Source organism: Pseudarthrobacter albicanus (genome assembly GCF_018224015.1).
Lineage (GTDB): Bacteria > Actinomycetota > Actinomycetes > Actinomycetales > Micrococcaceae > Arthrobacter > Arthrobacter albicanus.
This window is the reverse complement of the sequence record NZ_JAGPOT010000067.1, coordinates 1-25,891: the sequence shown is the minus strand read 5'-3', so window position 1 is coordinate 25,891 and position 25,891 is coordinate 1. Positions and strand designations below refer to the sequence as shown.

Sequence of the window (25,891 nt, the reverse complement as noted above, 5' to 3'; positions counted from 1 at the left end):
GCCGGGCTCAGCCCTCGGCGTCGTCGGAGATGTGCAGGGTGGACCCGTTGCGGCCCTTGACCACCTGGAGCTGGGTGCTGATGCGCTGTTTCATTTCCCCCACATGGCTCACGAGCCCGACCACCCGCCCGCCGTCCCGGAGCCCTTCGAGGGCGTCCATCACCTGTTCGAGGGCCTGTTCGTCGAGGCTGCCGAATCCCTCGTCGACGAAGAGGGTCTCGATGTCCACCCCGCCGGATTCCTGCTGCACCACGTCCGCCAGTCCCAGGGCCAGGGCCAGGGAGGCCATGAACGATTCGCCGCCGGACAGCGTTGCCGTGTCGCGGCGCAGTCCGGTCCACTCGTCCACGACCTCCAGGCCCAGCCCGGACTTCGCCCCGCGTGCGGCCTTGGCGTCCGTGTGCTCCAAGGTGTAGCGGCCATCGCTCATGCCGACCAGTCGCTCCGAGGCGGCGACCGCCACCTGTTCGAGCCTGGCGGCGAGCACGTAGCTGTTCAGGCTCATGCGGTAGGTGTTGTCCCCGGCGCCCCGGGCCGCGTCGGCCAGGGCGTTCAGGAGTGCTGCGCGTTCCCGCGGCCCGCTTCCAGCGGCGGCGAGCCCGGCATACTCGGCCGTGATCCGGCCCAGGGTGCGCACGGACTTCTCCGCAAGGCCGGACCCGAGCGCGGCGTCCCGCGCCTCGCGTTCGGCCAGGGCAGCCGCTGCCTGGAGCCGCTCCAGGACGTCGTCCCCGAGCGGCCCCTCGGCCTCCAGCTCCCGGGCAGCCAGGGCGAGTTCCTCACCGGCGAAGAGCTCTTCAACCCGTGCGGCTTCGTCCTGTCCGGCACGGATGGCCGCTTCCAGCGCCGCAGCGTCGGGCGCCGCGAGCAACGCGGCACGGGCCTCGGCCGCGGATTCGAAGCCGGACGCGGGAAGGGCCTGTTCCAGCTGCTGCCGCGCGCCTGCCGTGCGGGTCCGGGCCTGTTCCAGCCCGGTCCGGGCATCCTCGGCCCGTTCCAGGACCGCCGTCGCCTTGCCAACGGCGGCGATGCGCCCCGCCAGGGTGCGGTGGCCGGAGCGCAGTTTCCCGAGGGACAGTTCGAGGGCGTCCGCCTGTTCCTGGACTTCCGCCATGGCGGATTCCGTCTGGGCGATGCCGGCGGCGGCCTCCGCCTGTGCCTGTTCGGCGGCAGAGATCTCCCCCGCAAGCTCGGCCTGCCGGGCGCGGCTGACGGCGAGCCCCTTGGCTGCGGCGGCGGCTTCGGCCGCCCGTTCCGTGGCCACAGCCGCGTCACGGCGTGCTTCCTCGGGCGCGGTGCTGCCGCCCTGCGCCGCCAGGACCGCGACCTCCTGCTGGGCATCGGCAAGTTGGCGCTCCAGCGCGGACAGCGCCGCTTCCGCGGCCTCGCAGGCGTCCTGCGCGCTCTGCTCCGCCTCGGCGACGGCCAGTGCGGACGCCGCGGCCGGGGCGGGCGCCGGATGGTCCGGACTGCCGCACACCGGGCAGGCGACGCCGGAGAGCAGCTGCGCGGCGAGCTCGGCGGCGGCATTGGCGAGCCGTTCCTCGCGCAGATCAAGCCAGCGCTGGCGCCGGTCCTGGTGCTCATCCCGGGCGAGCCGGTGGCGTTCCGCCACGCCGGCGCACGCCGCCTCGGCCGCCGCATGGCGCCCGACCATGGCCACGAGCTCCCCGGCCGCCGCAGCCTCCTTGGTCCGCAGCCGGACCTCGGCCGCGAGTTCCTCGAGCGGACGGAGACCTGCGAGCAGCCCGGCCGCTTCCGTGCGCAGGGTATCCAGGGCCGCAGCGCCCGAATTGCGGTCCGCGGTGAGCTGCTCCAGCGCCGTGCCCAGCTGGCCGGTGCGCGCGATCAGCCCGGCAAGCCTGGACTCCTCGGGCAACCGTTCCTCCAGCACCGCCCGCACCGAGCGCAGTCGGACCAGGGCGCTCCGCTGGGCAGTGCCGTCAAGGGTTGCCCCGCCGGCAGGAGGGGCCTGGCGGTCCGGGCCGGCGGCTTCGGAACCGGTGAGTTCGAGGCCGGCGGCGTCGGTGCCAGCGAGTCCGAGCCCCGTGAGTTCGGGGTCGCTGAGGGCCGCCGTCTGCAGTTCCGCGGCGGCCCCGGCCATGGCCTGGGCGGCCGTCTCCTCGGCGTCCGCTGCGCGTTCCACGGCCTCCAGCTGGCCGCCGAGCACCTCGGCCCTGCGGTGCAGGCCCAGCTTGCCGGTCTTCGCGGCGAGGACGGGCGCGGCGGACTCGGCGCCGGACCGACGAAGTTCCGCGGCGGCAAGCCTGGCCTGGCGCGCCGCGCGCGCCGCCGCGGCGTCCAGTCCCGCCGCGTGTTCGGCCCTGCGCCGCTCGGCCTCCGCCGCGGCCGCCTGGCGTTCCTTGGCCGCGGAGGCCGCACTGTCCCCCAGCCAGGCCAGGAGCGCATCGGCGCCTTCCCGGTCCGGGGCCCCGGCCGTATCGAGTTCGAGGGCCGTTGTCTCTTCCTCGGCCCGGGCGAGCAGCAGTTCCAGCTGGTTGTTGAGGCCGGCGACCTCGGTCCGGGCCGCCTGTGCCTTCCGGGCCAGTTCCTGTTCCACTGCTTCGAAGCGCTGCGTGCCGAACAGGCTCTGCAGCAGTTCAAGGCGTTCCGTGGCCTTGGAGCGCAGGAAGGCCGCGAAGTCCCCCTGCGGCAGCATGACCACGCGGGTGAACTGCTCCCGGTTCATGCCCAGAATGTCGGCGATCTCGGCCCCGGCCTCGTCGTTGCGGCCCGACTTCTCCAGCCAGGCGCCGTCAACGCGTTCGCGCAGCAACGTGTTCGCCTTTTGGGCGGTGGAACCGTTCCTGCCCCTGGCGCTGGGCCTGTCCCAGGCGGGCGACCGCGACACTTCAAAGTGCCTGCCCCTGGCCGAAAACTCGCAGGTGACCCGCGGTTCGACGGCGGCCCCGGCGTGGTCGCTGCGCAGCCGCTTGCCGTCCTGCCGGGCGCCGGGTACCGAGCCGTACAGGGCGAAGCAGATGGCATCAAGGACACTGGTCTTGCCCGCGCCGGTGGGCCCGTTCAGCAGGAAGAGCCCGTGCGCGCTCAGGCGGTCGAAATCGATGTGTTCGGTGCCGGCGAACGGGCCAAAGGCGGAAATCTCGAGGCGGTGGATCCTCACAGGGAAATCCCTTCCAGGCGGACGGCTTCCAGGGCTTCGGCAAGGACTGCCGTTTCGGCGTCGTCCGCGTCCCGGCCCCGGACGTGCGCCAGGAAGCCGGAGCAGATGGACAGGTCGTCGTCGGCCTCGGCGAGCCGTCTGCTGTAGCTGGTCCTGGCCGCCGCGGCCGCCCCTTCGGGCTCGAACCCAAGCACCAGGGTGTCCGTAAAACGGGCGCGCAGCCTTTCCATGGCCTGCGCGGGGCGTTGGGCGTCCGTCAGCGTGACCTGGCAGTAGGCGTCCTCGGCCCAGACGAATTCCTCCGAAGAGAGCAGCTCCTCGAGCCTGCCCCGCAGCACGGCCAGGGTCCGCGGCGCCTCCCAGAGCACCTCGGTGACGCCCGTGATGCCCGCGGCCCCGACGTCCACCAGCCAGCCGCCCTTCCGGTGCTTCGCCTCGGAGAAGGAGTACGCGAGCGGTGATCCTGAGTACCGCACGGCGGGCGAAAGCTCCTGCCGGCCGTGCAGGTGCCCGAGCGCGGTGTACCCGAACCCGTCGAAGAGATCCAGCGGCACGGCACCCACCCCGCCGATGCTCAGGTCCCGCTCGCTGTCCGAGCTGATGCCGCCGCTCGCGAAGGTGTGCGCCAGCACCACCGAATGAACCGTCCGCGTCGCGGAACGGACGCCGAGATCGTCCCGGATGAGTGCCGTCGCGGCCCGCGTCACCTCATAGTGGCTCGCCGTCCCGACCCCCAGCTGCTCCGCGACCAGCCGGGGCTCCAGCCAGGGAATGCCGTAGACCGCCAGCACGGGGCCGTCCTCACTGCCCTCGCCGAGGGGAAACAGGACGGGTTTGTCCAGCTCCGCCAGCCGCGTCCGCAGATGCACTCCCCCGCGCTCCAGCAGCCGGGAGGCGAACCCGAGCCGGATGGCCGAATCGTGGTTCCCGCTGGTCAGCACCACCTGGGCGCCGGCGCCCGTGATCCGCACCAGCGCGTCGTCGAGCAGGCCGACAACGTCGACTCCCGGCAGGGCGCGGTCATAGACGTCCCCGGCGATGAGGACGACGTCGACCCCTTCCTTCCGGACGAACGTGACGAGCTGGTCCACGAAGGCGCGCTGGGCGTCGAGCATCCCGACGCCGTGGAATGACCGGCCCAGGTGCCAGTCCGAGGTGTGCAATAACCGCATGCTCCTACGGTATCGGCTGCCACCGACAGTTTTGTGCAGCCGCCCCGACCGCAACGCGGGGTCACTTACGGCCCATGCAGGCGGCCGGGATGGGCCGTAAGTGACCCCGCGTTGCTTGGAAGCGGTGCTACTCTCCGCGCTTGTCAAAGAAGTCGCGGGCCTCGTCGCCGCCCGTCGTCCCGGACTCCTGTGCCGGGGCATGGGCTGCCGGAGCAGCGGAAGCATGGGCCCAGGCGGCGTCCGGCTCGGCGTCTTCCTCGCCGTCCGCACGGTCCGGCACGGCCTTCGAAACGGCAGGCTGCGGCTGCGCGGCGCTCTGCCCGAAGCCGCGGAAGAGAAGTCCCGCGAGGGCGGCGCCGAGCAGGGGAGCAACCCAGAAGAGCCACAGCTGTCCGAGGGAGCCGGTGTTGCTGAAGATGGCGGAGGCGGTGGCGCGGGCGGGGTTGAAGGGCGCGTTGCCGATCGCCTGGCCAAGCTGCAGCAGCACGGCCGTGGCCAGGCCGACGGCGAACGGAGCCGTAGCCTTCGCGGGGTTGCGCCCCGAGGTGGTGCCCAGGTAGACGGCGACGAGCAGGGCCGCACCGAGGACCTCCACGAGCAGCACCCCGGCCATCGGGACCTGGATGATGGAGTGTTCGCCGAAGCCTGCGGTGACGGTGTCAAACGCGGCCCGGCTGTCACTGATCGTGGGGACCGTGCGCAGGATGCCGAAGAGCGTGACGGCCCCGAGCAGCGCGCCCACGAGCTGGGCGCCGAGGTAGGCCGCGGCTTCCTTCAGCCGGATGCGGCCGGCAATGGCATTTCCCACCGTGACCGCGGGGTTGAAGTGGCCGCCGGAGAGGTAGCCGAACGCCAGCATGGACGCCGTCAGCGCCAGGCCTGCGGCGAGGGATGCGGGCAGCGGGTTGGACTGCGGGATGGTGAACAGCGGTACGCCCAGGCCTGCGACCACCACGAACAGTGTCCCGACGGCCTCGGCGGAGAGCCGTGCCACCAGTCCGGGCCGGAGCGCATTCTCGCGGGTGGCGGACGGTTTGGCGCCGCCCGTCTCGGGGGCTGGCACAGGCGTGGTCATGTTCAGTAAATTCCTTAGCTTGGGGTCTGCGGCTGCACGGTTCTTCGGCCGGCGGCTCAGGGGCGGGGCGCGCGGTGTGCCCCCCGCCCGGAAGATTGGTCCGCGAGAAGTCTTCCAGCGGATTCTGGGCGTTCGCTGGGTCCGGGCTTAGTGGCCTAGGGCCACCGCGGCGACGGCGCTCCCGGCCAGGACGACGACGGCGCCGGCCGCCCAGCGCAGGAGGACCGCGGCAGGTGCCGCCGTGGAGCGCCGGAGTTCCCGGCCGCGGGCCAGCACGCAGATGCAGAGGACGACGGTGGCCGCCATGGCCGTCAGCGCGCAGATGCCCAGGTAGTCCGGGCCACCCGTGCCGGCCGCCGGGGCGGCGGTGCGGGTTCCGGCGAGCGCCCAGCTGCGCCAGATCAGCAGGTCCGCCACCACGAGGGCCAGCAGCGTCCGGCGCCAGGCCAACGAGGTCCGCTCGGGCTGGAGCCCGGGGTCCCCGACCGGTTCTGCGCTCAACGCGCCACCAGGATCAGGACGGCAAAGGTGAAGGCCGCGGCAGCCACGCCGATGGTCATCACGAGCATCAGGCCGGAAAACGGCAGCTCCCGGTTGTTCCGCATGGCCGCCTCCATCTGCCCCCAGCGGCGGTAGGACAGGGCGGCCAGGCCGGCCCCCAGGACCGCCAGGATGACGCACAGGCCGATGCGGACCGGACCGGGCGCGATGGACGGGGCCAGCTGGTCAATCGCCAGGGCCCCGGCGATGAGGGCCAGGGATGTCCTGATCCAGGCAAGGAAGGTGCGTTCGTTGGCAAGCGAGAATCTGTAGTCGGGAGTGCTTCCCGACTTCCGCCACACTGGTTCACGCATTCGCTGGTTGTCCTCTGCTCGGCCTGACGGCACCCGACGGGTCCAACAGCACCCTACGCGGCGCCCGCCGTCGGCCGCTGCAGCGGACAGCTGCAGCGGACCTTGCGGCGGACCTTGCGTCCTGCGGCCGCGCGGGGCCGGGGTAAATTTGAAGGCATGAGCACCGAGCCCGGCACCACCCCCGCACCGCGTCCCCTCCCGTCGGCGCTGTCCGCACCGGCGCCGTCCCGCGAGTCCCGCATCCACGGCTGCCTGCTCGGCGGTGCCCTGGGGGATTCACTCGGGTACACCGTCGAATTCGATGACATCGCGGCCATCCGCGCCCGGTTCGGCCCCGCGGGGCTGCAGGACTTTGCGGCGCTCGACGGCGGCAGCCACTTCTCCGACGACACCCAGTTGACGCTCTACACGGTCGACGGCCTCGTGGAGGCGCTGGAGTGGGCCAACGACGGGGTCGGCGCGGACACCAACGCCTGTCTGTGGCTCGCGTACCTGCGCTGGCTCGGGACCCAGGGCGTGCCGCTCCCGGCGTCGGCGCCGGTGCAGCCTCCGCGCTGGATCGACACGCACGAGGTCCTCAAACACCGGAGGGCCCCCGGCAAGGCGTGCCTGAGCGGCCTCGCCACCGGCGAGATGGGCACGGTGTACCGGCCGGTCAATCCCGATTCCAAGGGCTGCGGCACGGTGATGCGCTCGGCACCGTTCGGCCTGATCCCCCACATCGCGCCCGGATCCGTCTACAAACTGAGCTCCGACGCGGCATCCCTCACCCACGGCCATCCCGCGGCCCGGCAGGGTTCGGGCGCCCTGAGCCTGATGATCCACTTCCTGGCGGCCGGCCGCGGCCTGCGCGAAGCCGCCAGCCTCGCCCTGGCCCACCTGCGCGAGGCGGACCTGGGCAGGAACGAGTCCCCGGATCCCGCCCTGGTCGAACGGCTGGAGGCGGCCTTGCGGCTGGCCCCGCAGCCCGGACAGCCCGCCGCCGGCGCACTGCTCAGCCCGGAGGATCTGGTCCGGGAGCTCGGCGAAGGGTGGGTTGCCGAGGAGGCACTCGCCGTCGCGCTTTTTGCGGTGCTGGCCACTGCCCCGGAGACGACGGCGGCCGATTCCGCCCGTCCGCAGGACCACTTCCGGGCGGCGATCGCCGTTGCCGTGAACCACAGCGGGGACAGCGATTCCACCGCGTCGATTGCTGGGAACCTCCTGGGCACGTACTACGGCGAGGAATGCCTGCCGGCCGCGTGGCTGGAGGCGCTCGAAGCCCCGGAGGTCATCCGCGGCATGGCGTCCCGGCTGGCCGTTCTTACCGGCGCCTGAGCGCACGGGGCCGGACCCACGCGTCAGGTGCGGCGCAGCGTGATGTTGTTGCAGGCCTCGCAGATGTCCTCGGGGATGAGGCCGCGGCGCTGCAGGAAGCCGAAGACGGCGCAGCCGAGGCAGAAGCCGGCAAACGATTCCAGCGAGGCGGCGGCAATCAGCACCGCGAGCAGGAGCCACGCGGCCGGCACCAGGCCTACGGCGAAAAGGATTGCGGCAGCCGTGGACATCGCGGCGCCGAGGCCCTGGGCGAAACGCTTCGGCGGGCCCGCGACGAGGCGTGTCTTGCCGAGCATGGGCGTGAGGACCTTGACGGAGAGAATCCCGAAGGGCGAGATCCGGGGGCCGAACAGCAGTCGCAGCCAGAACCCGACGGCGATCACGGCAAGGCCCCAGCCCGCGCCGGTCAGCAGGCCCGTCACAAGGGTCGCTACGGACAGCGCCACCACGAGACCGGCCGTGATGCGCGCGGCATACTCGTTCACGGGGTTCGGGAACGCAAAGACCTTCCGCCAGTCGATTCCGATCGTATTGCCCATGGTGCAAGGCTAGGAGCAGGCCCCGGGTGCGGAAAGGATTGTTGCGCCGTGTGACCCGGCCACCCGTTCCGGGGCGCCTCAGGCCAGGGCTGCGGGGGCCAGGTGGCCGCCGACCATCTGCAGGACTTCGCCTTCGGAGAGGACTTTTCGGGCCTGGCACCGAGCCCGGCCGAGCGGGTCATCGACTCGAACGCGTTCTACGTGGACATCGCCTGAGAGGATGGGGCCTGTGATCGAATCGGCGGACTTCAACATCAGGGCGTGGGATCACGCCGTTGACTTCGTCGTTGAGCCACGCGCTCCGGAAGATCCCATTGCGGCGCTCAAGGCGGCCGCGAGCGGCGGGGAGCCTTTCGGGTTCCTCTGGTCTGCACGGGGATTCATTCGGGCCCCATTCGCCTGGCGGTGGAGGTCCTCGACGGCGAGCCGCTTACTGTCGCGTCCGGCTGGGAGGACATCGTGGAGGTGTCGTTGGTGCTGCCGCAGGGTCTGGCGTACTTCAACGAGCCGTCAGGCTCGGATGTGCGGGAGGTCGGCTCCGTGGCGGGCGAGGATGCGGGGGGTTATCGGGTCCGGCTTCACGCTGAGGGCAGGGACGCGGATTTCGACGCTGTGGTGGATTCGTCGGCCGAGCGTCACCTGGTGCAGTTTTGGCAGGCGCCTCCGTCAGCTGTGGAGATCCTGGCGTTGGGGTCGGCGGCTGGGAAGAGTCTGCCTGGCCTGATCGCTTTATGGCTTGTAGCCGGCTGCTGGATTCGCCCTGGGCGGGAGGCGGTCACGAGAGTGGCCGCCTCCCGTTGCGTCTGACCGCCGGTGGTCCCGCCGGGCGGCTCAGGCCAGGGCGGCGGCCAGGTGGCCTCCCAGCATCTGCAGGAATTCGCCTTCGGACAGGACCTCAATCCGGCGCCCGCGCTCGTGCAGCTCCAGGACGCGGCGCGCCTTGCCGGTGAGCCGGCCCGAGCGCAGGTCCGCAGCCACGAACCCGTCCCCCACCACCAGCACCGTGGTGCGGGCCGTGACCCGGCTTTCCGGCCTGGCGCCGAGCTCAGCGGAGCGGATCTTCGCCTCGGGCCGCGGAATCGCCAGCTCCCCGGTGAACACGACCGTCTGCCCGTACAGGGGGTGGTCCGGAGCGGCGGCGGCGTTGGGCGCCGGGTTGGCGCCCTCTTCCGGCCAGCCTGGCTGGAACGCGCGGCCCGCGGGAGCAGCGACGCCGGCGGCAAGCGCATCGAGGGCGGACCGTGAGGGCTTGGAGAGCGGGTCGCGCAGCGGATCGAAGGCCGGCTGGCGGGACACCGTGAGCCCCAGGGACAGGAACAGTTCGGCGATGCTGCCGGCGCCGTTGCGGGCGGCGATGTCGATCAGGATCCCGGCGCACGCCCTGGCGTCCTCGGCCGCATCGTGGTGGTTGAGCAGCGGGACGCCCGCTTCCTCGGCCGCGTACGGCAGGGAGTTGGAGACGAGCGAGTAGCAGCGCCGGGACAGCATCACGGTGCACACGTAGTCATAGGCGGGGCCGGGCAGGCCGGAGACTTCCAGGCCCGAGCGGATCACGCCGAGGTCGAAGGCGGCGTTGTGGGCGGCCAGCACGTCGCCGCCGATGAAGGCCCCGATCTCCGGGAACAGCTCGCCGAACCGCGGCAGCCCGGCCACCTGCTCCGGCCGGATGCCGTGGATCCGCACGTTGTGGTGGTCGAAGCGGTCGTGGTTTTCCGGCGGCCGCATGAGCCAGGATGCCTCCTCGACCACGACGCCGCCGCGGACCTTGCTCAGGCCAACAGCGCACGGTGAACCGCGGAAGCCGTTCGCGGTCTCAAAGTCGATCGCCGTAAAGTCCAAACCCACGGCCCAACTTTACCGCCGGATCGCCGCACGCCCGCACACCGGCGACGTGCCCGCCTGCCGCCGGCGGCGCCTGCCGTCGGCGGGGTGCCGTCGGCGGGGTGCCCGACGTCGGCCGTCAAGTACCCTTAACGGGTGAACCTTTTAGCGATGAGCGACTTTGCCGTGTCCACAATCGGGGGCGCCGGACCGGTGCAGCCGCACCTGGCCTCCTTCCTGCCCGACTGGCTCAACCCGGACGTCTTCCTCCGCGACTCCCCACTTGGCCCCTGGGTGGTACTGGTTGTCTGCGGCATCATTTTCGCCGAGACGGGCCTGCTCGTCGGCTTCTTCCTCCCCGGTGACTCCATGCTGTTCACCGCCGGGCTGCTGGTCTCAACGGGCGCCATCAAGTTCAATCTCTGGGGGATGTGCGCGTTGATCATCGTGGCAGCCGTCCTCGGCAACCAGGCTGGCTACCTCATCGGTTCCAAGGCCGGCCCGGCGATCTTCAAGCGGCCGGATTCCAGGCTCTTCAAGCGCGAAAACGTCGAAAGCGCCCACGCCTTCTTCGAGAAGCACGGCGGCAAGGCCCTGATCCTGGCCCGCTTCGTCCCCATCATCCGCACCTTTGTCCCCGTGATCGTGGGGGTCGCCCGGATGGACAAGCGCAAGTTCTTCCTGTTCAACGTCATCGGCGCAGTCCTCTGGGGCGGCGGCGTCACGCTTCTTGGCGCGTGGCTTGGACAGTACGACTGGGTCGGAAAGAACATCGACATCATCTTCATCGCCATCGTCCTGGTCTCGGTCATCCCGATCGGCATCGAGGTCATCCGCGGCTTCATCGCCAAGCGCAAGGCCGAGCAGACGGGCACCGAGGCGGTGTCGGAATTCATCGAAGAGCACGAGCCCGAGGAAGAACGCAAGAGGCCGTAACTCCACCGGCAGCGGCACATCCATGGCACTGACGGAAGGCGCCCCGGTGGGGCGCCTTCCTCGGTTAACGACCGGATGCCGGGGTTATCTCCCTGCCAGGGCCTCCACGATGGCCGGCAGCAGTGCCCGGAATGCCTGGCCGCGGTGGCTGATGGCGTTCTTCTCCTCGGAGCTCAGTTCCGCGCAGCTGCGGTCCAGGCCGCTCGGCTGGAGCACGGGGTCGTAGCCGAACCCTCCCTCGCCGCGCGGTTCGCGCAGGAGCGTGCCCTCGAGCTGGCCGTATTCGACGACCTCCCGCCCCTGCCCGGCGGACGGGCCAGGCACGGCCAGCGCGGCGGCGCAGACGAAGGCGGCACCGCGGTACGCGTCCGGCACATCGGCGAGCTGGGCCAGCAGCAGTTGCAGGTTCGCGGCGTCGTCGCCATGCCTGCCTGACCAGCGCGCCGAAAAGATTCCGGGCGCGCCGCCCAGCACATCCACGGAGAGCCCGGAGTCGTCGGCGATCGCCACGAGCCCGGTGGCCTGCGCGACGGCCCGCGCCTTCAGCAGCGAGTTTTCGGCGAAGGTCACGCCGGTCTCGGCTACGTCGGGGGCGCCGACGGCGGACGCGTCCACCACCTGCGTGTCGACGTCGAGCCCGGGCACCTGTCCGCGCAGCAGTTCACGGAGTTCGCGGAGCTTGCCCTGGTTGTGCGTGGCCAGGACCAGCACCGGCGCGGGACCGCCTCCTGTCACGGCGCCTCCGCCAGGGTCTCGCGCTGGATGGCGGCGAGCTGCTCCGTGCCCAGCAGGGCCAGGTCCAGCAGCTTGTTCAGCTCGTCGCGGTCGAAGGGGGCGCCCTCGGCGGTGCCCTGGACCTCGACGAACTTTCCGGAGCCTGTGACCACAACGTTCATGTCGGTCTCGGCCCGGACGTCCTCGACATACGGCAGGTCCAGCATCGGGATGCCGTCGATGATGCCGACGGAGATGGCGGAGATGGTGTCGATGAGCGGCTGGGCGTTGCGGGCGAGCATCTTGTTTTCACGGGCGAAGCGGATGGCCTCGGCAAGCGCCACGTAGGCGCCGGTGATGGCAGCGGTGCGGGTGCCGCCGTCGGCCTGCAGGACATCGCAGTCCAGCACGATCGTGATCTCGCCCAAGGCCTTGGTGTCGATGATGGAGCGCAGCGAACGGCCGATCAGCCGGGAAATCTCGTGGGTCCGGCCGCCGATCCTGCCCTTGACGGACTCGCGGTCCGAACGGGTGTTGGTGGCACGGGGAAGCATGGCGTATTCGGCCGTCACCCAGCCGCGGCCCTCGCCCTTGAGCCAGCGCGGGACGCCCGCAGTCAGGGAAGCCGTGCACAGCACCCGGGTGTTGCCGAATTCGATCAGGGCCGAGCCTTCGGCCTGGTTGGACCAGCCGCGGGTGATGCTGATCGGCCGGAGCTGGTCCGGGGTGCGGCCATCGGCGCGGATGACGGGGGCAGTAAGGGCTTCGGAAGTCATGCCTTTAGCTTATCGACTTGGCGCGGTGCCCCGGCGCGGGCTGCGGTGCGCAAGCCCGAGCGCCGCCTGCTCTCACCCACCCGACGCTCCCGCAGATCCTGCACGTTTTCACCCGACGCTGCCGCAGATCATGCTGCCTGATGACGGACGCTCCCGCACATCGCGTGAGGGAGCGTTTGAGTTTTTCCTGCCAAATGTGAGGGAGGATCGGCGGTTTTCCTGCGAAAGGTGAGGGAGGGTGCGGTGGGGCCTTACCGGGGAAGCGCGGCGGCCCGGACGGCGGTTCAGACGGTGTAATGCACGCCGGCCACGGCGACGGCGACGTCCCGGCTGAAGACGTCCTTGGCCTCGGCCATGACCGTCGTCGGCGAGGTCCACACCGGGATATGGGTCAGCAGCAGCCGCCGGGCGCCGGCGGCCTCGGCGGCTTCCCCGGCCCGTTTGCCGGTCAGGTGGACGTCCTTGATGCCGTCGTCGCGGCCCTCCTCGAAGGCCGCCTCACAGAGGAACAGATCGGCGTTCCGGGCGGCGTCCTCCAGGCCGCCGCAGGAGTCGGTGTCCCCCGAATAGCTCAGGACGCGGGTTACGGGCGTGCCGTCCTTGGCCGGTTCGGTGACCTCGACGCGGAGCGCGTAGGCCTCCTCCACCGGATGGTTCACCGCGTACGGGGTCACGGTGAACGGGCCCAGGGCCACGGGGGCGCGCTCGGCCCAGTTGCTGAAGTCGAACTCCTCGTGCATGCCCGGGTCGCGGTCCAGGCCGTACGCGGTGGCCATCCGGTCAGCCGTTGCGGCCGGTCCCCACACGGGGATCCGGCCCCTGCCCCAGCCGCCCGGCTTCCAGCGCACCGCGACGTGGAGTCCGCACAGGTCCATGCAGTGGTCCGGATGCAGATGGGTCAGGAAGATCGCATCGATGTCTTCCAGGTCCGTGTACCGCTGGATGGCGCCGAGCGCGCCGCTGCCCAGGTCCAGGACGATTTTCCAGTCCCGTTCGCCGTCGTTGGCGGTCAGCAGGTAGCACGACGCCGGCGAGCCGGGTCCCGGAAAGGATCCGGTACAGCCAACGATGGTCAGCTTCACGGGCCGGTCCTCCCCCGCAGGGAGGAGGCGCCGGAAGGGAGGGAGGAAGTCGCCACGAAGTTGGAGATCCGCGGGCGTCCCGTGCCGGCCCGCGCGGCGGCGATCATTTCCGGGGTGATCCGGGCAAGGCTGCCCGTGGGGTACTGGGCCGCCACGTGGTCCACGTGGCGCACGCTGAGGACCTCCGGGCCCAGGAAGCGGCGGGCAAGGGCCTCGAACTGCGCGGCGTCCCCGGTGGCGATGAAGCTGTGCTCCGGCGCCGCGGCGTCCATCCGTTCCAGGCCGCGGGAAGCCAGGGCACGGTAGACGTCCTTGGCTGTCTCCTCGGCGCTGGAGACGAGGGTGACCTCCTCCCCCAGGACGAAAGAGATCACGCCGGTCAGCAGCGGGTAGTGGGTGCAGCCCAGCACCACGGTGTCCACGCCGGCCGCCTTGAGCGGTCCGAGGTATTCGCGGGCGACGGCGAGCAGTTCCGGACCGGTGGTGATCCCTGCCTCGACATAGGGCACGAAGGCCGGGCACGCCACGGAGGTGATCGCCAGGTCCGGGGCGGCCGCGAAGGTGTCCTCGTAGGCCCGGGAGCCGATCGTGGCCGAGGTGCCGATGACACCGACGCGGCCGCTGCGGGTGGCCGCGACGGCACGCCGGACGGCCGGCTGGATCACTTCGATCACGGGAATCCCGTAACGGGCCGTGTACCGTTCCCGGGCGTCACGCAGCACGGCGGCGGAGGCGGTGTTGCAGGCGATGGTCAGCAGCTTCACGCCGGAATCCACCAGCTCGTCCATCACGCCGAGGGCGTTGGCACGGACTTCGGCGATGGGCAGGGGCCCGTACGGGCCGTGGGCCGTGTCGCCCACGTACAGGATGGCCTCGTTGGGCAGCTGGTCGATGATGGACCGTGCCACGGTGAGGCCGCCGACGCCTGAATCGAAGACCCCGATGGGCCGCGATCCCATCGGCGTCGTCGATTCCGGGTGGCGGACTGCGGTGCTGCTCGCTGGGGAGTCCGCAACAGCTCCCGCTGCCGGATCCATGCTCGATGCTGAAGTCATGATTATTCGAGGATAGGGCTTAGCCGGGGGTGCGGCCATCACATTGTGGCGTCCGACTCATGTCTAATTTGTCACACGCCTGCCCGCGGCCCGGCCCACCGGACCGGTGCCCGGTTGGCAGTCGGCTGCCGTCCGGCGGCCGGCTGGCGCGTGCTCAGCGGCGCGGTTCGAGCGAGTGCAGCATCGCCTGGACCAGGGATTCCTGCAGCCAGGTGGTGAAGTTGTAGACCAGGGCCAGGTAGCTCTCCACGTCCTCGGCCTGGGACCAGTCCTGCATCAGGTGGACATGCCCGGCGTCCGCGTCGTCGCGGATGTCGAGGCGCTCGGCCAGCACCAGCCGGACGTCGTTCAGGGCGGTGGACCAGTGCCGGGCATCGGCCGGTGTCAGCACCAGCTCGTCCTTGTCCAGGCCCAGCGCGGCGGCCTTCAGCGCGCCGACCTTGCTCTCCCGCAGCGAGCGCTCGGTGAGCCGGCGGAACTCCAGGGAGGCCTCGGCGTCGTTCTTCATCACGTTCGGCAGGAGCCGGCGCAGGGCGCGGTCCGTGGGTTCGCGGGCCTGCATGTCGAGCCCGACCAGCGCGGCCAGGGGGTCCTCGTTGACCCGCATATCCGGCTCCAGCATGGAGATGACGTCATCGAAGAGGCTGCGCAGCAGTTCCCGCTCGGCCGGCTCCAGCTGCCCGGTGATGCCCTTGCGCCCGTACTTGAATGCCTTAGCCACGTTTCCCTTTGCCCTTGCCCGATCCTGTGCTGCCGTCCCCGCCGGTGGCCTTTTCCACCGTGGCCCAGAGGCCGTAGCCGTGCATGGCCACGGCGTGCTGCTCCACCTGTTCCTTGCCGCCGTGCGCCACGATGGAGCGGCCCTTCTTGTGGACCTCCAGCATGAGCTTGTTGGCCTTGGCCTCCGAATAGCCGAAATAGCTGCGGAACACGTAGCTGACATAGCTCATCAGGTTCACCGGATCATTCCAGACCACGAGGTTCCACGGGATGTCCGGGGCGGTCAAGACGTCCGTGGACGACGCTGTTCCGGTCTGGGTGCCGGCCCGGGTGTCGGGGCCGAGCGCAACGCTGAGGCTCATCTGTCCATTCTATGGGGATGCGCACTAGAGTGAATTTGTGAGTACCTCAGCTGGGTGGGACCGCCCCCGCACGTCCCTGTACACCGATCACTACGAACTGACCATGCTGCAGGGGGCGCTGCGGTCCGGCGCCGCCCACCGCAAATCGGTGTTCGAGGCCTTCGCCCGGCGCCTGCCGGACGGCCGCCGCTACGGGATCGTGGGCGGCACCGGCCGCCTGCTGGAAGGGATTGCTGACTTCCGCTTCGGCGCGCAGGAGCTGGATTTCCTGCGCCGGACGCACGTGGTGGACGACGAGACGCTGGAATACCTTGCCGGTTACAGCTTCTCCGGCGACGTCTGGGGCTACCCGGAGGGCGAGGCCTATTTCCCCAACTCCCCGGTCCTGATCGTGGAATCCACCTTCGCCGAGGCCTGCATCCTCGAGACCTACGTCCTTTCCGTGCTCAACCATGACAGCGCGATCGCCTCGGCGGCCTCCCGCATGATCACCGCGGCCGGCGGCCGCCCGTGCATCGAGATGGGATCGCGCCGCACGCACGAGGAATCGGCCTCCGCCGCTGCCCGCGCCGCCGTCATCGCCGGTTTCGACAGCACCTCCAACCTCGAGGCCGGGCTGCGCTACGGGCTGAAAACCGTCGGCACGGCCGCCCACTCCTTCACCCTGCTCCACGACTCCGAACGCGAGGCGTTCGAGGCCCAGATCGCCGCGTTCGGCCCGGAAACGGCGCTGCTGGTGGACACGTACGACGTCGAGGCGGCCGTCCGCACCGCCGTCGAACTCGCCGGGGACAGACTCGGCGCCGTCCGGCTGGATTCCGGGGACCTCGTCGCCCAGGCGCAGTGGGTCCGCCGGCTGCTGGACGAGCTCGGAAACGAGCGCACCAGGATCGTGGTGACCTCCGACCTCGACGAATTCGCCATCGCCGCCCTGCAGGCCGCGCCGGTGGACTCCTACGGCGTCGGCACGTCCCTCGTCACCGGGTCCGGGGCGCCGACGGCGAGCATGGTCTACAAGCTCGTCAGCCGCACCGATGACGCCGGCGCGTTCATCGCGGTGGCCAAGACCTCCAAGAACAAGACCGGCAAGGGCGGCCGCAAGTATGCCCTGCGCAAACTCAACGAACGCGGCACCGCAACCCAGGAGATCGTCGGGATCGGCCACCGTCCGGAGGACGACGGCAACGACCGTCCGCTGCTGCAGCAGTTCATCAAGAACGGCGAACTGCTGCCGGGCTGGACCGGCCCCGAGGGCGTGCTGCGCGCCCGCCAGCGCCATGCGGAGACCATGAAGGAGCTTCCTGCCGTGGTCAACCGGCTGCAGCGCGGCGAGGCGGCCATCCCCACCATCTATGAGGAGAACTGATGTCCCGGGCCCTGATCATTGTTGACGTCCAGAACGATTTCTGCGAAGGCGGGGCGTTGCCCGTCGCCGGCGGGGCGGACCTGGCCGGAGCCATCAGCGAGTACGTCGACGCCCACCACGGCCAGTTCGACCACGTCGTGGCCACCCAGGACTGGCACATCGAGCCGGGCGCGCATTTCTCCGCGGAACCGGACTTTGCGGACAGCTGGCCGCCGCACTGCGTGGCCGGCACGCGCGGCGCCGAGCTGCACCCTGACCTCGATCCGGAGTTCATCCAGGCCTACTTCCGCAAGGGCCAGTTCACCGCGGCCTACTCGGGGTTCGAGGGGGTCCTGGCCCCGGACGAGGCCGTCCCCACCGGGGACCGTAAGCTGGGGGCCGTCCCGGCGGGCGGCGGTGCCGGGGCCGGTGCCGGGGTGGACAGCGACTTCGCCGGCAGCGATTTCGCCGGCAGTGATTTCTCCGGCGGCGAGGATGCGATCGGACTCGACGACTGGCTGCAGAGCCACGATGTGGAGGACGTGGTGGTCGTGGGCATCGCCACCGACCACTGCGTGAAGGCAACGGCACTGGATGCGGTCCAGGCCGGCTACTCGGTGACCGTCCTCCGCGGACTGACCGTGGGGATCGCCGAGGACCTCGACGACGCCGTCGCCGAGATGGAGTTCGGCGGCGTCGATATCGCCTGAGGCGCCTCCGGCCCCCCTGGCAGGGGATTCTGGCGACGCCTCACCGGAAACCGGAAAACAGGATCCTCACAGTAGACTCAAAATTCGTGCCATGACCGTCTGACCGCAAAACCCCCGGAGTACATTATGAAGAAGACCCTCACCCTCCTGATCGCCGCCGCGGCCGTGCTCGGCGCCGCCGGCTGCTCGGCCCCGACGATGAGCAACGCGGAAACCTGCGCCCGGATCCAGACCGTCGGCTCCGGACCGACGTCCACCTCGGATAAGGCAGGGATGATCCGTCTCGCCAACCGGCTCCGGCCCATCAAAGCGACGGCCTCCGATGATCTGCGGGCTCCGCTGCAGTCCTTCATCGACTACCTCGACGAGTCCGCGAAGGGCGCCCCGGACGCCGGGAAGCTCCAGGACATGCAGCCCAAGTACACCGCCGCGGGCCAGACCCTCAGCACTGTCTGCGCCGCCGGGCAGTAGCGGGCGGACAGCGGCGCTGTAAGGAAGTCCAGGGGACCGGGTCACCCCGGTCCCTTTTTCCTGCCCTGTTGTGGCCCGCCTCCCCGTTGCGGAACCATCGGGTCAGCTTAATGTGAAAGAATCTATGCATGGATGCAGATAAGGCAATATGCGGACGCGAGCCTGACAGCCAGTACGTGGAACTGGCGGTCGAGGTGTTTGCCATGCTCGCCGACGCCACCCGCGTACGAATCATTCTTGCCCTGCGCGACGGTGAGCTGCCCGTCAACCGGCTGGCCCAACTCGTCGACAAGTCCCCTGCCGCCGTCTCCCAGCATCTGGCAAAGATGCGCCTCGGCCGCATCGTGACGACGCGGCAGGAGGGCACCCGGGTTTACTACCGCCTGGAAAACGAACATGCCCGCCAGCTCGTCTCTGACGCCATTTTCCAGGCCGAACACACCCTGGGCGGGACTCCCCGCCACCACCACCCGCAAAGCGCTGAGGACAAATGAGCACCCAGCACGACCCTCACGAGCACGCCACGGATCACGGGCATGACCACCACGATCACGACCAAGGGTCCGGTCATTCCCACGAGCATGCCACCGGGATCAAGGGGTTTTTGTACGGGCTGTTCGTCCCGCACACCCATGACGCCGCCGACGCCATCGATGACGCGCTCGAGGCCAGCTCCCAGGGCATCCGGGCGGTGAAAAACAGCCTCTTCATCCTGCTCGGCACCACCATCGTCCAGTTCCTCGTCGTGCTGATCAGCGGATCCGTGGCGCTTTTGGCAGACACGATCCACAATTTCTCCGACGCCCTCACGGCGGTGCCGTTGTGGATCGCGTTCATCCTGGCCCGCCGTCACCGGGGCCGCCGCGGCCATGGGCTACATCTAGAGCCTCACCACGCAGAAACGCTACGTCCGCCATGTCTACCAACGGCGAAGCGCGGACCAGTCAGCCACCAGCCGCCGACGACAACCCAAACGGACGGCAACATACTGATTTGCGGCTCAGAATGTGCCTGAATGCCGCAAATAGTGGATTATGGGTTCATGCCGAAAATTCGAGTATCAGAAGCAGCACGTTTTCTGGGCGTCAGTGATGACACGGTCCGGCGCTGGACGGAGAACGGGATCCTGACCCCGGTCAAGGATGACTCCGGTCGGCTGGCCGTTGACGGCCTGGAACTCGCCCATCTCGCGCGCGACCAGGCACATCTGCCCGAGGACCCCACCCGGGTAGGCAGCTCGGCCCGCAACCGGTTCGTCGGGCTCGTCACGGGCATCACCGCGGACACAGTCATGGCACAGGTGGAACTCCAGTGCGGGCCCTTCCGTGTCGTGTCGCTGATGAGCAGCGAAGCCGTCCGTGAACTGGGCCTGGAGCTCGGATCCATCGCCACTGCCGTGGTCAAGGCCACCACCGTCATCATCGAAACCCCGCAAGGAAAGAGCATCATATGAGCACCCGCAAACACGTCACCTTCCTGCTGGTCGCCGGGGCCCTGACCGCCGGCGTGGCCGGCTGCGCCTCCGGCGCACCCGCAACCGGATCCTCCTCCGCAGCCAGTTCCGGGGCCAGCGAGACCCCCAAACTGTCCGGGACGGTGACCGTCTTCGCCGCCGCATCCTTGAAGGCAACCTTTACCAAGCTCGCCAGCGACTTCGAAGCGAAGAATCCCGGTACCAAAGTCACGCTGAACTTCGCCGGGTCCTCGGACCTGGTCACCCAGATCACCCAGGGCGCCCCGGCGGACGTCTTCGCCTCCGCCGACACCAAGAACATGACAAAGCTCTCCGACGCGAAGCTCATTGACGGGACCGCCAGCAACTTCGCCACGAACGTCCTGGAGATCGCGGTGCCGCCGTCCAACCCGGCGTCCATCAGCTCCTTCGCCGACCTGGCCAAGCCGGGCGTGAAGGTCGTCGTCTGCGCGCCCCAGGTTCCCTGCGGCGCCGCCACCAACACGGTCGAAAAGGCCACCGGCACCACCCTGACGCCGGTCAGCGAAGAATCCTCCGTCACCGATGTCCTGGGCAAAGTCACCTCCGGTGAGGCCGACGCCGGCCTCGTCTACGTCACCGACGTCAAGACTGCCGGCGACAAGGTCAAGGGCATCCCGTTCGCCGAGTCGGATAAGGCCGTGAACACCTACCCGATCGCCACTGTCGGCGCGAGCAAGAACAAGGACCTGGCCAAGGCCTTCATCGCTGCCGTCACCGGCAGTGAGGGCAAGAAAGTCCTGACCGACGCCGGATTCGGCACCCCGTAAGCCCCGCATGAACCGACGCAGCGGCACCGGATACACCGGGATTCCGCCATGGATCTACGCGATAGCGGCAGCAGGGGCACTCTTCGTCCTGCTGCCGCTGGTGGCCATGGTGGCCAAGGTCAACTGGCCCCAGTTCATCCCCCTGATCACCTCCGAAGCCTCACTCACCGCCCTGGGCCTGAGCCTGCGCACCTCCGCAGCGAGCACGGTCTCCTGCATCGTCCTCGGCGTGCCCCTGGCACTCGTCCTGGCCCGGAGCCCGTTCCCCGGCCAGCGGCTGCTCCGGGCCTTCGTCCTGCTGCCGCTGGTGCTCCCTCCAGTCGTGGGAGGCATCGCCCTGCTCTACACCTTCGGCCGCCAGGGCCTGCTCGGCCGCAACCTGGAGCTGGCCGGAATCCGGATCGCCTTTTCCAGCACCGCCGTCATCCTGGCCCAGACCTTCGTCGCCCTGCCGTTCCTTGTCGTCAGCCTCGAAGGCGCCCTCCGGACCGCCGGCAACAAATACGAAGCAGTCGCGGCCACCCTCGGGGCACACCCAACCACCGTGCTGCGCCGCGTCACCATCCCGCTCGTCCTGCCAGGCCTCGCCTCCGGCGCCGTCCTGTCCTTCGCCCGCAGCCTGGGCGAATTCGGCGCAACCCTGACCTTCGCCGGCAGCCTGCAAGGCGTGACCCGCACTCTCCCGCTGGAAATATACCTCCAGCGCGAAACCGACGCCGACGCCGCCGTCGCGCTCTCCCTCGTCCTGGTCGCCGTGGCCGTGGCCGTCGTCGGGCTCTCCCACCGGCGCCCCCACACCAGCACAGCACCACAGGGGGCACCGCAGTGACCTTTCACCTGAACGCCGCCCTCGCGGCGCGGAGCTTCGAAGTCTCCCTCAGCCTCGGGCCGGCCGAGACCATCGCCATCCTCGGACCCAACGGTGCCGGGAAATCAACACTGCTCGACATCATCTCCGGCCTGCTGCGCCCCGACACGGGCAAGGCCACGATCGGAGACAAAGTCCTCTTCGACCTCACGGCCGACAAGAACGTCTGGCGAGCGCCTCATGCCAGGGGCACGGCCCTTCTGGCACAGGAGGCACTCCTGTTTCCACACCTCAGTGCACTGGACAATGTCGCGTTCGGGCCCCGCAGCGCCGGCGCCTCCCGAACCGAGGCCCGGGAAACAGCAACACACTGGCTCACTGAAGTCGATGCCGGATCCCTCGCCTCACGGCGACCCGGACAACTCTCCGGCGGACAGGCCCAGCGCGTGGCCGTCGCCCGGGCGCTGGCCGCCGACCCCGACCTGCTGCTCCTCGACGAACCCATGGCTGCCCTCGACATCCACGCGGCCCCGCTGCTCCGCCGGCTCCTCAAACGTGTCCTCGCCGACCGCAGGGCCATCATCATCACTCACGACATCCTTGACGCACTCATGCTGGCAGACAGGGTGATCGTCCTCGAGGACGGCCGGATCACAGAAGAAGGCCCCACCCGCGACGTCCTCGAAAAACCGCGCAGCCGGTTCGCCGCCGGCCTGGCCGGACTGAACCTCATGAGCGGCACCGTCACCGCAGCCGGCATCACCACGGATCGAGGGCAGGTTGTCGCGGGCTACCACGACGGCACCGCTGTGCCCGGGCAGGACGGCGTAGCGGTCTTTCCCCCCTCGGCAGTATCCGTTTTCCTCACACAAGAGCACGGCAGCCCGCGAAACTCATTCCACGTGACCATCACGGACCTGGAGCCGCACGGCGATCAGATCCGTGTCCGTGCAGGAGGCCTCTCCGCCGACATCACCCCGGCCGCGTCAGCCGACCTCGGCCTGACCCCCGGAATGACCGTCTACTTCGTCATCAAGGCCACCGCCGTCTCCATCTACCCGGCCTAGACGCGCCACGCCAATGGTTCAACTAAGGGACACCGAACGAATCTGCACCGTACCGCTTGACTATTTATACCCCCAGGGGGTATCTTTTGAGGTGTTGTCTGTGAAGTGGTATGTCCAGGCCGGTGCAGCGCACCGCCGTCACAGCCGTTCAACCCCAGCGCCCATCATCTTCTTCTACAAGAGAATGGCAACTGACATGTGTGGAACTGAATCCCGGAAAGAATTACCGCTGATTTCCTCCGCGTCCGGCTGCAGCTGCTGCTCGCCGCAGGTCCCGGAAGAATCCCTGGCCGCCGGCGGAGCTGCCGAATATGCCCTCGAAGGCCTCAGCTGCGGACACTGCGTGGAGACGGTCCGGAAGGCCGTCACGGCGGTGGACGGCGTCAACACCGCCTCCGTTGAGCTCGTGGCGGGCGGCCGTTCACGCCGGTTGTTTCCGGATCTGCCGCCGATGCTGCGGTCCATGACGCTGTGACCTCCGCCGGGTACAGCCTGATCCCCAGCTAGTCCGGTCCCGCCGGCCCGCAGGTGATTCCATCGGCGGGCCGCAGCATCCTCAAGGAGGAACCATGGAAGAGCACACCAGGCACGACAACCACCGCGCGAACGCCGCCGTGTCCGAAGCTGACCACGCGGGCCACTCCAACCACGGCCAGGCCATGCCAACCGGGCACGCGCATTCCGCCCTCGATGATGAACACGCGGTCCATCAGCACGGCCAGCACGCCGGGCACAGCACCGCAATGTTCAAGAACATGTTCTGGCTCAGCCTGCTGCTCTCGGTCCCGGTGGTGTATTTCAGCCCCATGTTCGGCCACCTGCTGGGCTACCACATCCCGTCATTCCCGGGAGCGGCCTGGATCCCGCCGGCCCTGGGAACGGTGATCTTCTTCTACGGCGGCCAGCCTTTCCTCAAGGGCGGACTGACCGAGCTGCGCAGCCGGCAGCCGGGCATGATGCTGCTGATCTCCCTGGCCATCACGGTCGCGTTCGGCGCGTCCTGGATCACGACCCTGGGTATCGGCGGGTTCAACCTGGACTTCTGGTGGGAACTGGCCCTGCTGGTCGTCATCATGCTGCTGGGCCACTGGATCGAAATGCGGGCCCTGGGCTCGGCCCGCGGCGCCCTGGACGCCCTGGCCGAGCTGCTGCCGGACGAGGCCGAACGCGTCACCGGAGACGGCACGGAAATAGTCAGCCTCGCCGACCTGGCCGTGGATGACATCGTGCTGGTCCGCTCCGGGGCCCGCCTGCCGGCCGACGGCGAGATCACCGACGGGCAGGCCGAGCTTGACGAGTCGATGATCACCGGTGAATCCAAAACCGTCGCCCGCGGCCCGGGCGACAAGGTTGTCGCCGGAACCGTCGCCACCGACAGCGCGCTGCGGGTCAGGGTTGCCGCCGTCGGCCCGGATACCGCCCTGGCAGGCATCCAGCGGCTGGTCGCCGAGGCCCAGGCCTCCTCCTCCAAGGCCCAGGCCCTCGCCGACAAGGCGGCCGCCCTCCTGTTCTACTTCGCCCTGGCCGCCGGCATCATCACCTTCATCGCCTGGGTCCTGCTGGGCCACCCGGACGAGGCCGTGATCCGCACTGCCACCGTGCTCGTCATCGCCTGCCCCCACGCCCTGGGACTGGCAATTCCGCTGGTGATCGCCATCTCCACCGAACAGGCCGCCCGCGCCGGGGTCCTCATCAAGAACCGCATCGCCCTGGAGCGCATGCGCACCATCGACGTCGTGCTGTTCGACAAGACCGGCACCCTCACCAAGGGCCGGCCCGCGCTGACCGGCGTCGCCTCCGCCGGCGAGCTGACCGACGACGAGCTGCTCGCCCTGGCCGCCGCCGTGGAGGCGGACAGCGAACATCCCTCCGCCCGCGCCATCGTCACCGCGGCCCGGGAGCGCGGCCTGGGCGTTCCCGCCGCCGCCGCCGGCTTCGCGTCACTGACCGGGCGGGGCGTCACGGCCGACGTCGGCGGGTCCGCCGTCGCCGTCGGCGGCCCGAACCTGATCGCCGCCGAAGGCCTGCAGATCCCGGCCGGACTGCAGGAGAAAACGCGGGCCTGGATCGACCGGGGCGCCTCCGTGCTCCATGTGGTGCGCGAAGGCCGCGTCATCGGCGCCGTCAGTGTGGAAGACGAGATCCGCCCCGAATCCCGGCAGGCCGTCACCGCCCTGCAGAACCGCGGCATCAAGGTCGCCATGATCACCGGAGACGCGCAGCAGGTCGCCGACGCCGTCGCGGCGGAACTGGACATCGACGAGGTCTTCGCCCAGGTCCTGCCGCAGGACAAGGACAAGAAGGTCGGCGAGCTGCAGGCCCGCGGCCTGAAGACCGCCATGGTCGGCGACGGCGTCAACGACTCCCCGGCCCTGGCCCGCGCGGACGTCGGCATCGCCATCGGCGCCGGCACCGACGTGGCCATGGAATCGGCCGGCGTCGTGCTGGCCGGCAACGACCCGCGCGCCGTGCTCTCCATGGTCGACCTGTCCCGTGCCAGCTACCGCAAAATGATCCAGAACCTCCTCTGGGCCACCGGCTACAACATCATCGCCGTGCCGCTGGCCGCGGGCGTGCTGGCCTTCGCCGGCGTGGCGATCTCACCGGCGGCAGCAGCGGTCCTGATGTCCGTCTCCACGATCGTCGTGGCCCTGAACGCCCAGCTGCTGCGCCGGGTGAAACTCAACCCGGAGCAGGTTCGCTGACCCGGAAGCCGCTACGCGCCGCACCCCCGCCGCGCCACACCATGCCCATGCGGATCCGCGAGCGGATCGACGAACGCATACGGGCAGATCAGGGCGGATCCGCGTCGTCCATCCGCCCTGATCTGCCTCCAGACCAACCCGGCGGCGCTGCGACCGGCAGGACGTCGGTACCGACGCCGCCCGCTGCCCGCCGCAGCGCCTTTCCGGCCGCGCCGACATAGAATCATGCTGGACAGACAGAGCCAGCCAGTGCAGCGGCACGGCTAACCCAAGGAGGACTCCAATGAGCCATGCAACGACCAGGCCTGTCGCTGCTGCCGCCGCGCAGACCCTTTTCCGGGTCGCCCTCGGAGGCGTACTCATCGCCCACGGATCCCAAAAACTCTTCGGCTGGTTCGGCGGAGGAGGGATCGAAGGCACCAGCAAGGGCATGCACGCCATGGGCTTCCGCCCCGCAACACCCAGCGCCATACTCGCAGGCGTGGCTGAAGCAGGAGCGGGTGTTGCCCTCGCCCTGGGGCTGGCCACTCCGGCCGCCGGCGCCGCCGCTGCAACCACGATGGGTGTCGCGGCGAGCGTCCACGCTCCCAACGGCTTCTTCGCCGCAGAGGGCGGCCTCGAGTACCCGGCGGTGCTGGGCCTGGCCGCGGCCTCGTTCACCATTGGCGGGCCCGGACTCTTCTCCCTGGATGCCCTCACCGGTCATGTCCTGGACCGGCCATGGATGCGGGCGGTCGCTTTGGCCGTGATCCCCGCAGCCATCGGGGTCCAGGTCTACCGCCGGCGTAAAACCCTGGCCGATGACAGGAGTGCACCTGCTTCCGGCACCGCGGTGGACGACGGCCCAGCCACCCCCGACACTCCCTGACCTGTCCGTAGCTCCGGCCAGGGAACGGCCGGGACCAGCTACTTCCGGCCGATGAACCAGTCCTGGAGCTTCCGCAGGCGCGTCTGCAGCTGTTCCTCGTTGGCCTGG

General features: G+C 69.7%; 27 protein-coding genes. 14 read left to right on the top strand and 13 right to left on the bottom strand.

Annotated features, from left to right (window positions below):
* Positions 1 to 7 precede the first annotated feature (7 nt).
* The 5 genes from J9611_RS14690 to J9611_RS14670 all read right to left on the bottom strand — a co-directional run bounded on the left by J9611_RS14690 (position 8) and on the right by J9611_RS14670 (position 6,225).
* Positions 8 to 3,124, bottom strand: coding sequence for an AAA family ATPase (locus J9611_RS14690; RefSeq protein ID WP_211881189.1), 3,117 nt, complete (start codon positions 3,122 to 3,124; stop codon positions 8 to 10).
* Entirely contained in the window at positions 3,121 to 4,296 is a 1,176-nt protein-coding gene (locus J9611_RS14685; protein ID WP_211881187.1) for an exonuclease SbcCD subunit D, read from the bottom strand. The genes J9611_RS14690 and J9611_RS14685 overlap by 4 nt, the downstream gene beginning before the upstream one ends.
* Positions 4,297 to 4,423: 127 nt before the next feature.
* Positions 4,424 to 5,371: an MIP/aquaporin family protein gene (locus J9611_RS14680; protein WP_211881186.1), complete on the bottom strand. Its 948-nt coding sequence runs from the start codon at positions 5,369 to 5,371 to the stop codon at positions 4,424 to 4,426.
* Between the two features lie 147 nt (positions 5,372 to 5,518).
* Positions 5,519 to 5,872 (bottom strand): DUF202 domain-containing protein, encoded by a 354-nt coding sequence (locus J9611_RS14675; protein WP_211881184.1) that lies wholly within the window; start codon positions 5,870 to 5,872, stop codon positions 5,519 to 5,521.
* Positions 5,869 to 6,225 carry a YidH family protein gene (locus J9611_RS14670; protein WP_211881182.1) on the bottom strand — a complete coding sequence of 119 codons (357 nt, stop codon included), beginning with the start codon at positions 6,223 to 6,225 and terminating at the stop codon, positions 5,869 to 5,871. The genes J9611_RS14675 and J9611_RS14670 overlap by 4 nt, the downstream gene beginning before the upstream one ends.
* Before the next feature lie 156 nt (positions 6,226 to 6,381).
* Here J9611_RS14670 and J9611_RS14665 point away from each other — a divergent pair, with 156 nt between their 5' ends.
* On the top strand, positions 6,382 to 7,542 hold the full coding sequence (locus J9611_RS14665; RefSeq protein WP_211881180.1) for an ADP-ribosylglycohydrolase family protein: 1,161 nt from the start codon (positions 6,382 to 6,384) through the stop codon (positions 7,540 to 7,542).
* Positions 7,543 to 7,565: 23 nt separating this feature from the next.
* On the opposite strand, the gene J9611_RS14660 is transcribed toward J9611_RS14665, so the two are convergent.
* Positions 7,566 to 8,081 carry a DUF4395 domain-containing protein gene (locus tag J9611_RS14660; RefSeq protein ID WP_211881179.1) on the bottom strand — a complete coding sequence of 172 codons (516 nt, stop codon included), beginning with the start codon at positions 8,079 to 8,081 and terminating at the stop codon, positions 7,566 to 7,568.
* Between the two features lie 831 nt (positions 8,082 to 8,912).
* Complete coding sequence (locus J9611_RS14655; RefSeq protein WP_211881177.1) at positions 8,913 to 9,926, bottom strand: 3'-5' exonuclease; 1,014 nt, start codon at positions 9,924 to 9,926, stop codon at positions 8,913 to 8,915.
* A gap of 147 nt (positions 9,927 to 10,073) precedes the next feature.
* On the opposite strand from J9611_RS14655, the gene J9611_RS14650 reads away from it, so the two are divergent.
* A complete protein-coding gene (locus J9611_RS14650) occupies positions 10,074 to 10,838 on the top strand; it encodes a DedA family protein (protein ID WP_211881176.1) in 765 nt (254 codons plus the stop codon).
* 84 nt (positions 10,839 to 10,922) lie between these two features.
* Here the strand turns inward: J9611_RS14650 and rdgB are convergent, their stop codons facing one another.
* The 6 genes from rdgB to clpS all read right to left on the bottom strand — a co-directional run bounded on the left by rdgB (position 10,923) and on the right by clpS (position 15,547).
* Complete coding sequence (rdgB, locus tag J9611_RS14645; protein WP_211881175.1) at positions 10,923 to 11,573, bottom strand: RdgB/HAM1 family non-canonical purine NTP pyrophosphatase; 651 nt, start codon at positions 11,571 to 11,573, stop codon at positions 10,923 to 10,925.
* Positions 11,570 to 12,328 carry a ribonuclease PH gene (rph, locus tag J9611_RS14640; RefSeq protein WP_211881174.1) on the bottom strand — a complete coding sequence of 253 codons (759 nt, stop codon included), beginning with the start codon at positions 12,326 to 12,328 and terminating at the stop codon, positions 11,570 to 11,572. The genes rdgB and rph overlap by 4 nt, the downstream gene beginning before the upstream one ends.
* 284 nt (positions 12,329 to 12,612) lie before the next feature.
* Positions 12,613 to 13,410, bottom strand: coding sequence for an MBL fold metallo-hydrolase (locus J9611_RS14635; RefSeq protein WP_211881173.1), 798 nt, complete (start codon positions 13,408 to 13,410; stop codon positions 12,613 to 12,615).
* Complete coding sequence (gene murI / locus J9611_RS14630) at positions 13,407 to 14,465, bottom strand: glutamate racemase (protein WP_372447797.1); 1,059 nt, start codon at positions 14,463 to 14,465, stop codon at positions 13,407 to 13,409. The genes J9611_RS14635 and murI overlap by 4 nt, the downstream gene beginning before the upstream one ends.
* A gap of 154 nt (positions 14,466 to 14,619) precedes the next feature.
* On the bottom strand, positions 14,620 to 15,186 hold the full coding sequence (locus tag J9611_RS14625; RefSeq protein WP_211881171.1) for a DUF2017 domain-containing protein: 567 nt from the start codon (positions 15,184 to 15,186) through the stop codon (positions 14,620 to 14,622).
* Entirely contained in the window at positions 15,179 to 15,547 is a 369-nt protein-coding gene (gene clpS, locus J9611_RS14620; RefSeq protein ID WP_211881170.1) for an ATP-dependent Clp protease adapter ClpS, read from the bottom strand. Before clpS ends, J9611_RS14625 begins: the two co-directional genes overlap by 8 nt.
* 37 nt (positions 15,548 to 15,584) lie before the next feature.
* Between clpS and J9611_RS14615 the strand changes: the two genes are divergently transcribed.
* From J9611_RS14615 to J9611_RS14560, 12 genes are all read left to right on the top strand, one after another.
* Positions 15,585 to 16,913: a nicotinate phosphoribosyltransferase gene (locus J9611_RS14615; RefSeq protein WP_307857112.1), complete on the top strand. Its 1,329-nt coding sequence runs from the start codon at positions 15,585 to 15,587 to the stop codon at positions 16,911 to 16,913.
* Entirely contained in the window at positions 16,913 to 17,602 is a 690-nt protein-coding gene (locus J9611_RS14610) for an isochorismatase family protein (protein WP_211881169.1), read from the top strand. Before J9611_RS14615 ends, J9611_RS14610 begins: the two co-directional genes overlap by 1 nt.
* A 126-nt stretch (positions 17,603 to 17,728) precedes the next feature.
* Entirely contained in the window at positions 17,729 to 18,073 is a 345-nt protein-coding gene (locus J9611_RS14605) for a hypothetical protein (protein ID WP_211881168.1), read from the top strand.
* Positions 18,074 to 18,201: 128 nt separating this feature from the next.
* Complete coding sequence (locus J9611_RS14600; RefSeq protein ID WP_211881167.1) at positions 18,202 to 18,567, top strand: ArsR/SmtB family transcription factor; 366 nt, start codon at positions 18,202 to 18,204, stop codon at positions 18,565 to 18,567.
* The gene (locus J9611_RS14595; protein ID WP_372447796.1) at positions 18,564 to 19,088 is read left to right on the top strand and encodes a cation efflux transmembrane domain-containing protein; all 525 of its coding nucleotides are present in this window, start codon (positions 18,564 to 18,566) and stop codon (positions 19,086 to 19,088) included. Before J9611_RS14600 ends, J9611_RS14595 begins: the two co-directional genes overlap by 4 nt.
* Positions 19,089 to 19,115: 27 nt before the next feature.
* Positions 19,116 to 19,526, top strand: a complete 411-nt coding sequence (locus J9611_RS14590; protein ID WP_211881166.1) for a TOBE domain-containing protein — start codon at positions 19,116 to 19,118, stop codon at positions 19,524 to 19,526.
* Entirely contained in the window at positions 19,523 to 20,335 is an 813-nt protein-coding gene (modA, locus tag J9611_RS14585; protein WP_211881165.1) for a molybdate ABC transporter substrate-binding protein, read from the top strand. The genes J9611_RS14590 and modA overlap by 4 nt, the downstream gene beginning before the upstream one ends.
* A gap of 7 nt (positions 20,336 to 20,342) precedes the next feature.
* Complete coding sequence (locus tag J9611_RS14580) at positions 20,343 to 21,164, top strand: ABC transporter permease (protein WP_211881163.1); 822 nt, start codon at positions 20,343 to 20,345, stop codon at positions 21,162 to 21,164.
* A complete protein-coding gene (locus J9611_RS14575; protein ID WP_211881161.1) occupies positions 21,161 to 22,210 on the top strand; it encodes a sulfate/molybdate ABC transporter ATP-binding protein in 1,050 nt (349 codons plus the stop codon). The genes J9611_RS14580 and J9611_RS14575 overlap by 4 nt, the downstream gene beginning before the upstream one ends.
* Before the next feature lie 196 nt (positions 22,211 to 22,406).
* Positions 22,407 to 22,685, top strand: coding sequence for a heavy-metal-associated domain-containing protein (locus J9611_RS14570; protein WP_211881159.1), 279 nt, complete (start codon positions 22,407 to 22,409; stop codon positions 22,683 to 22,685).
* A gap of 94 nt (positions 22,686 to 22,779) precedes the next feature.
* Complete coding sequence (locus J9611_RS14565) at positions 22,780 to 24,915, top strand: copper-translocating P-type ATPase (protein ID WP_211881157.1); 2,136 nt, start codon at positions 22,780 to 22,782, stop codon at positions 24,913 to 24,915.
* A 283-nt stretch (positions 24,916 to 25,198) separates the two neighbouring features.
* The gene (locus J9611_RS14560) at positions 25,199 to 25,783 is read left to right on the top strand and encodes a DoxX family protein (protein ID WP_211881156.1); all 585 of its coding nucleotides are present in this window, start codon (positions 25,199 to 25,201) and stop codon (positions 25,781 to 25,783) included.
* Positions 25,784 to 25,891: the final 108 nt, after the last annotated feature.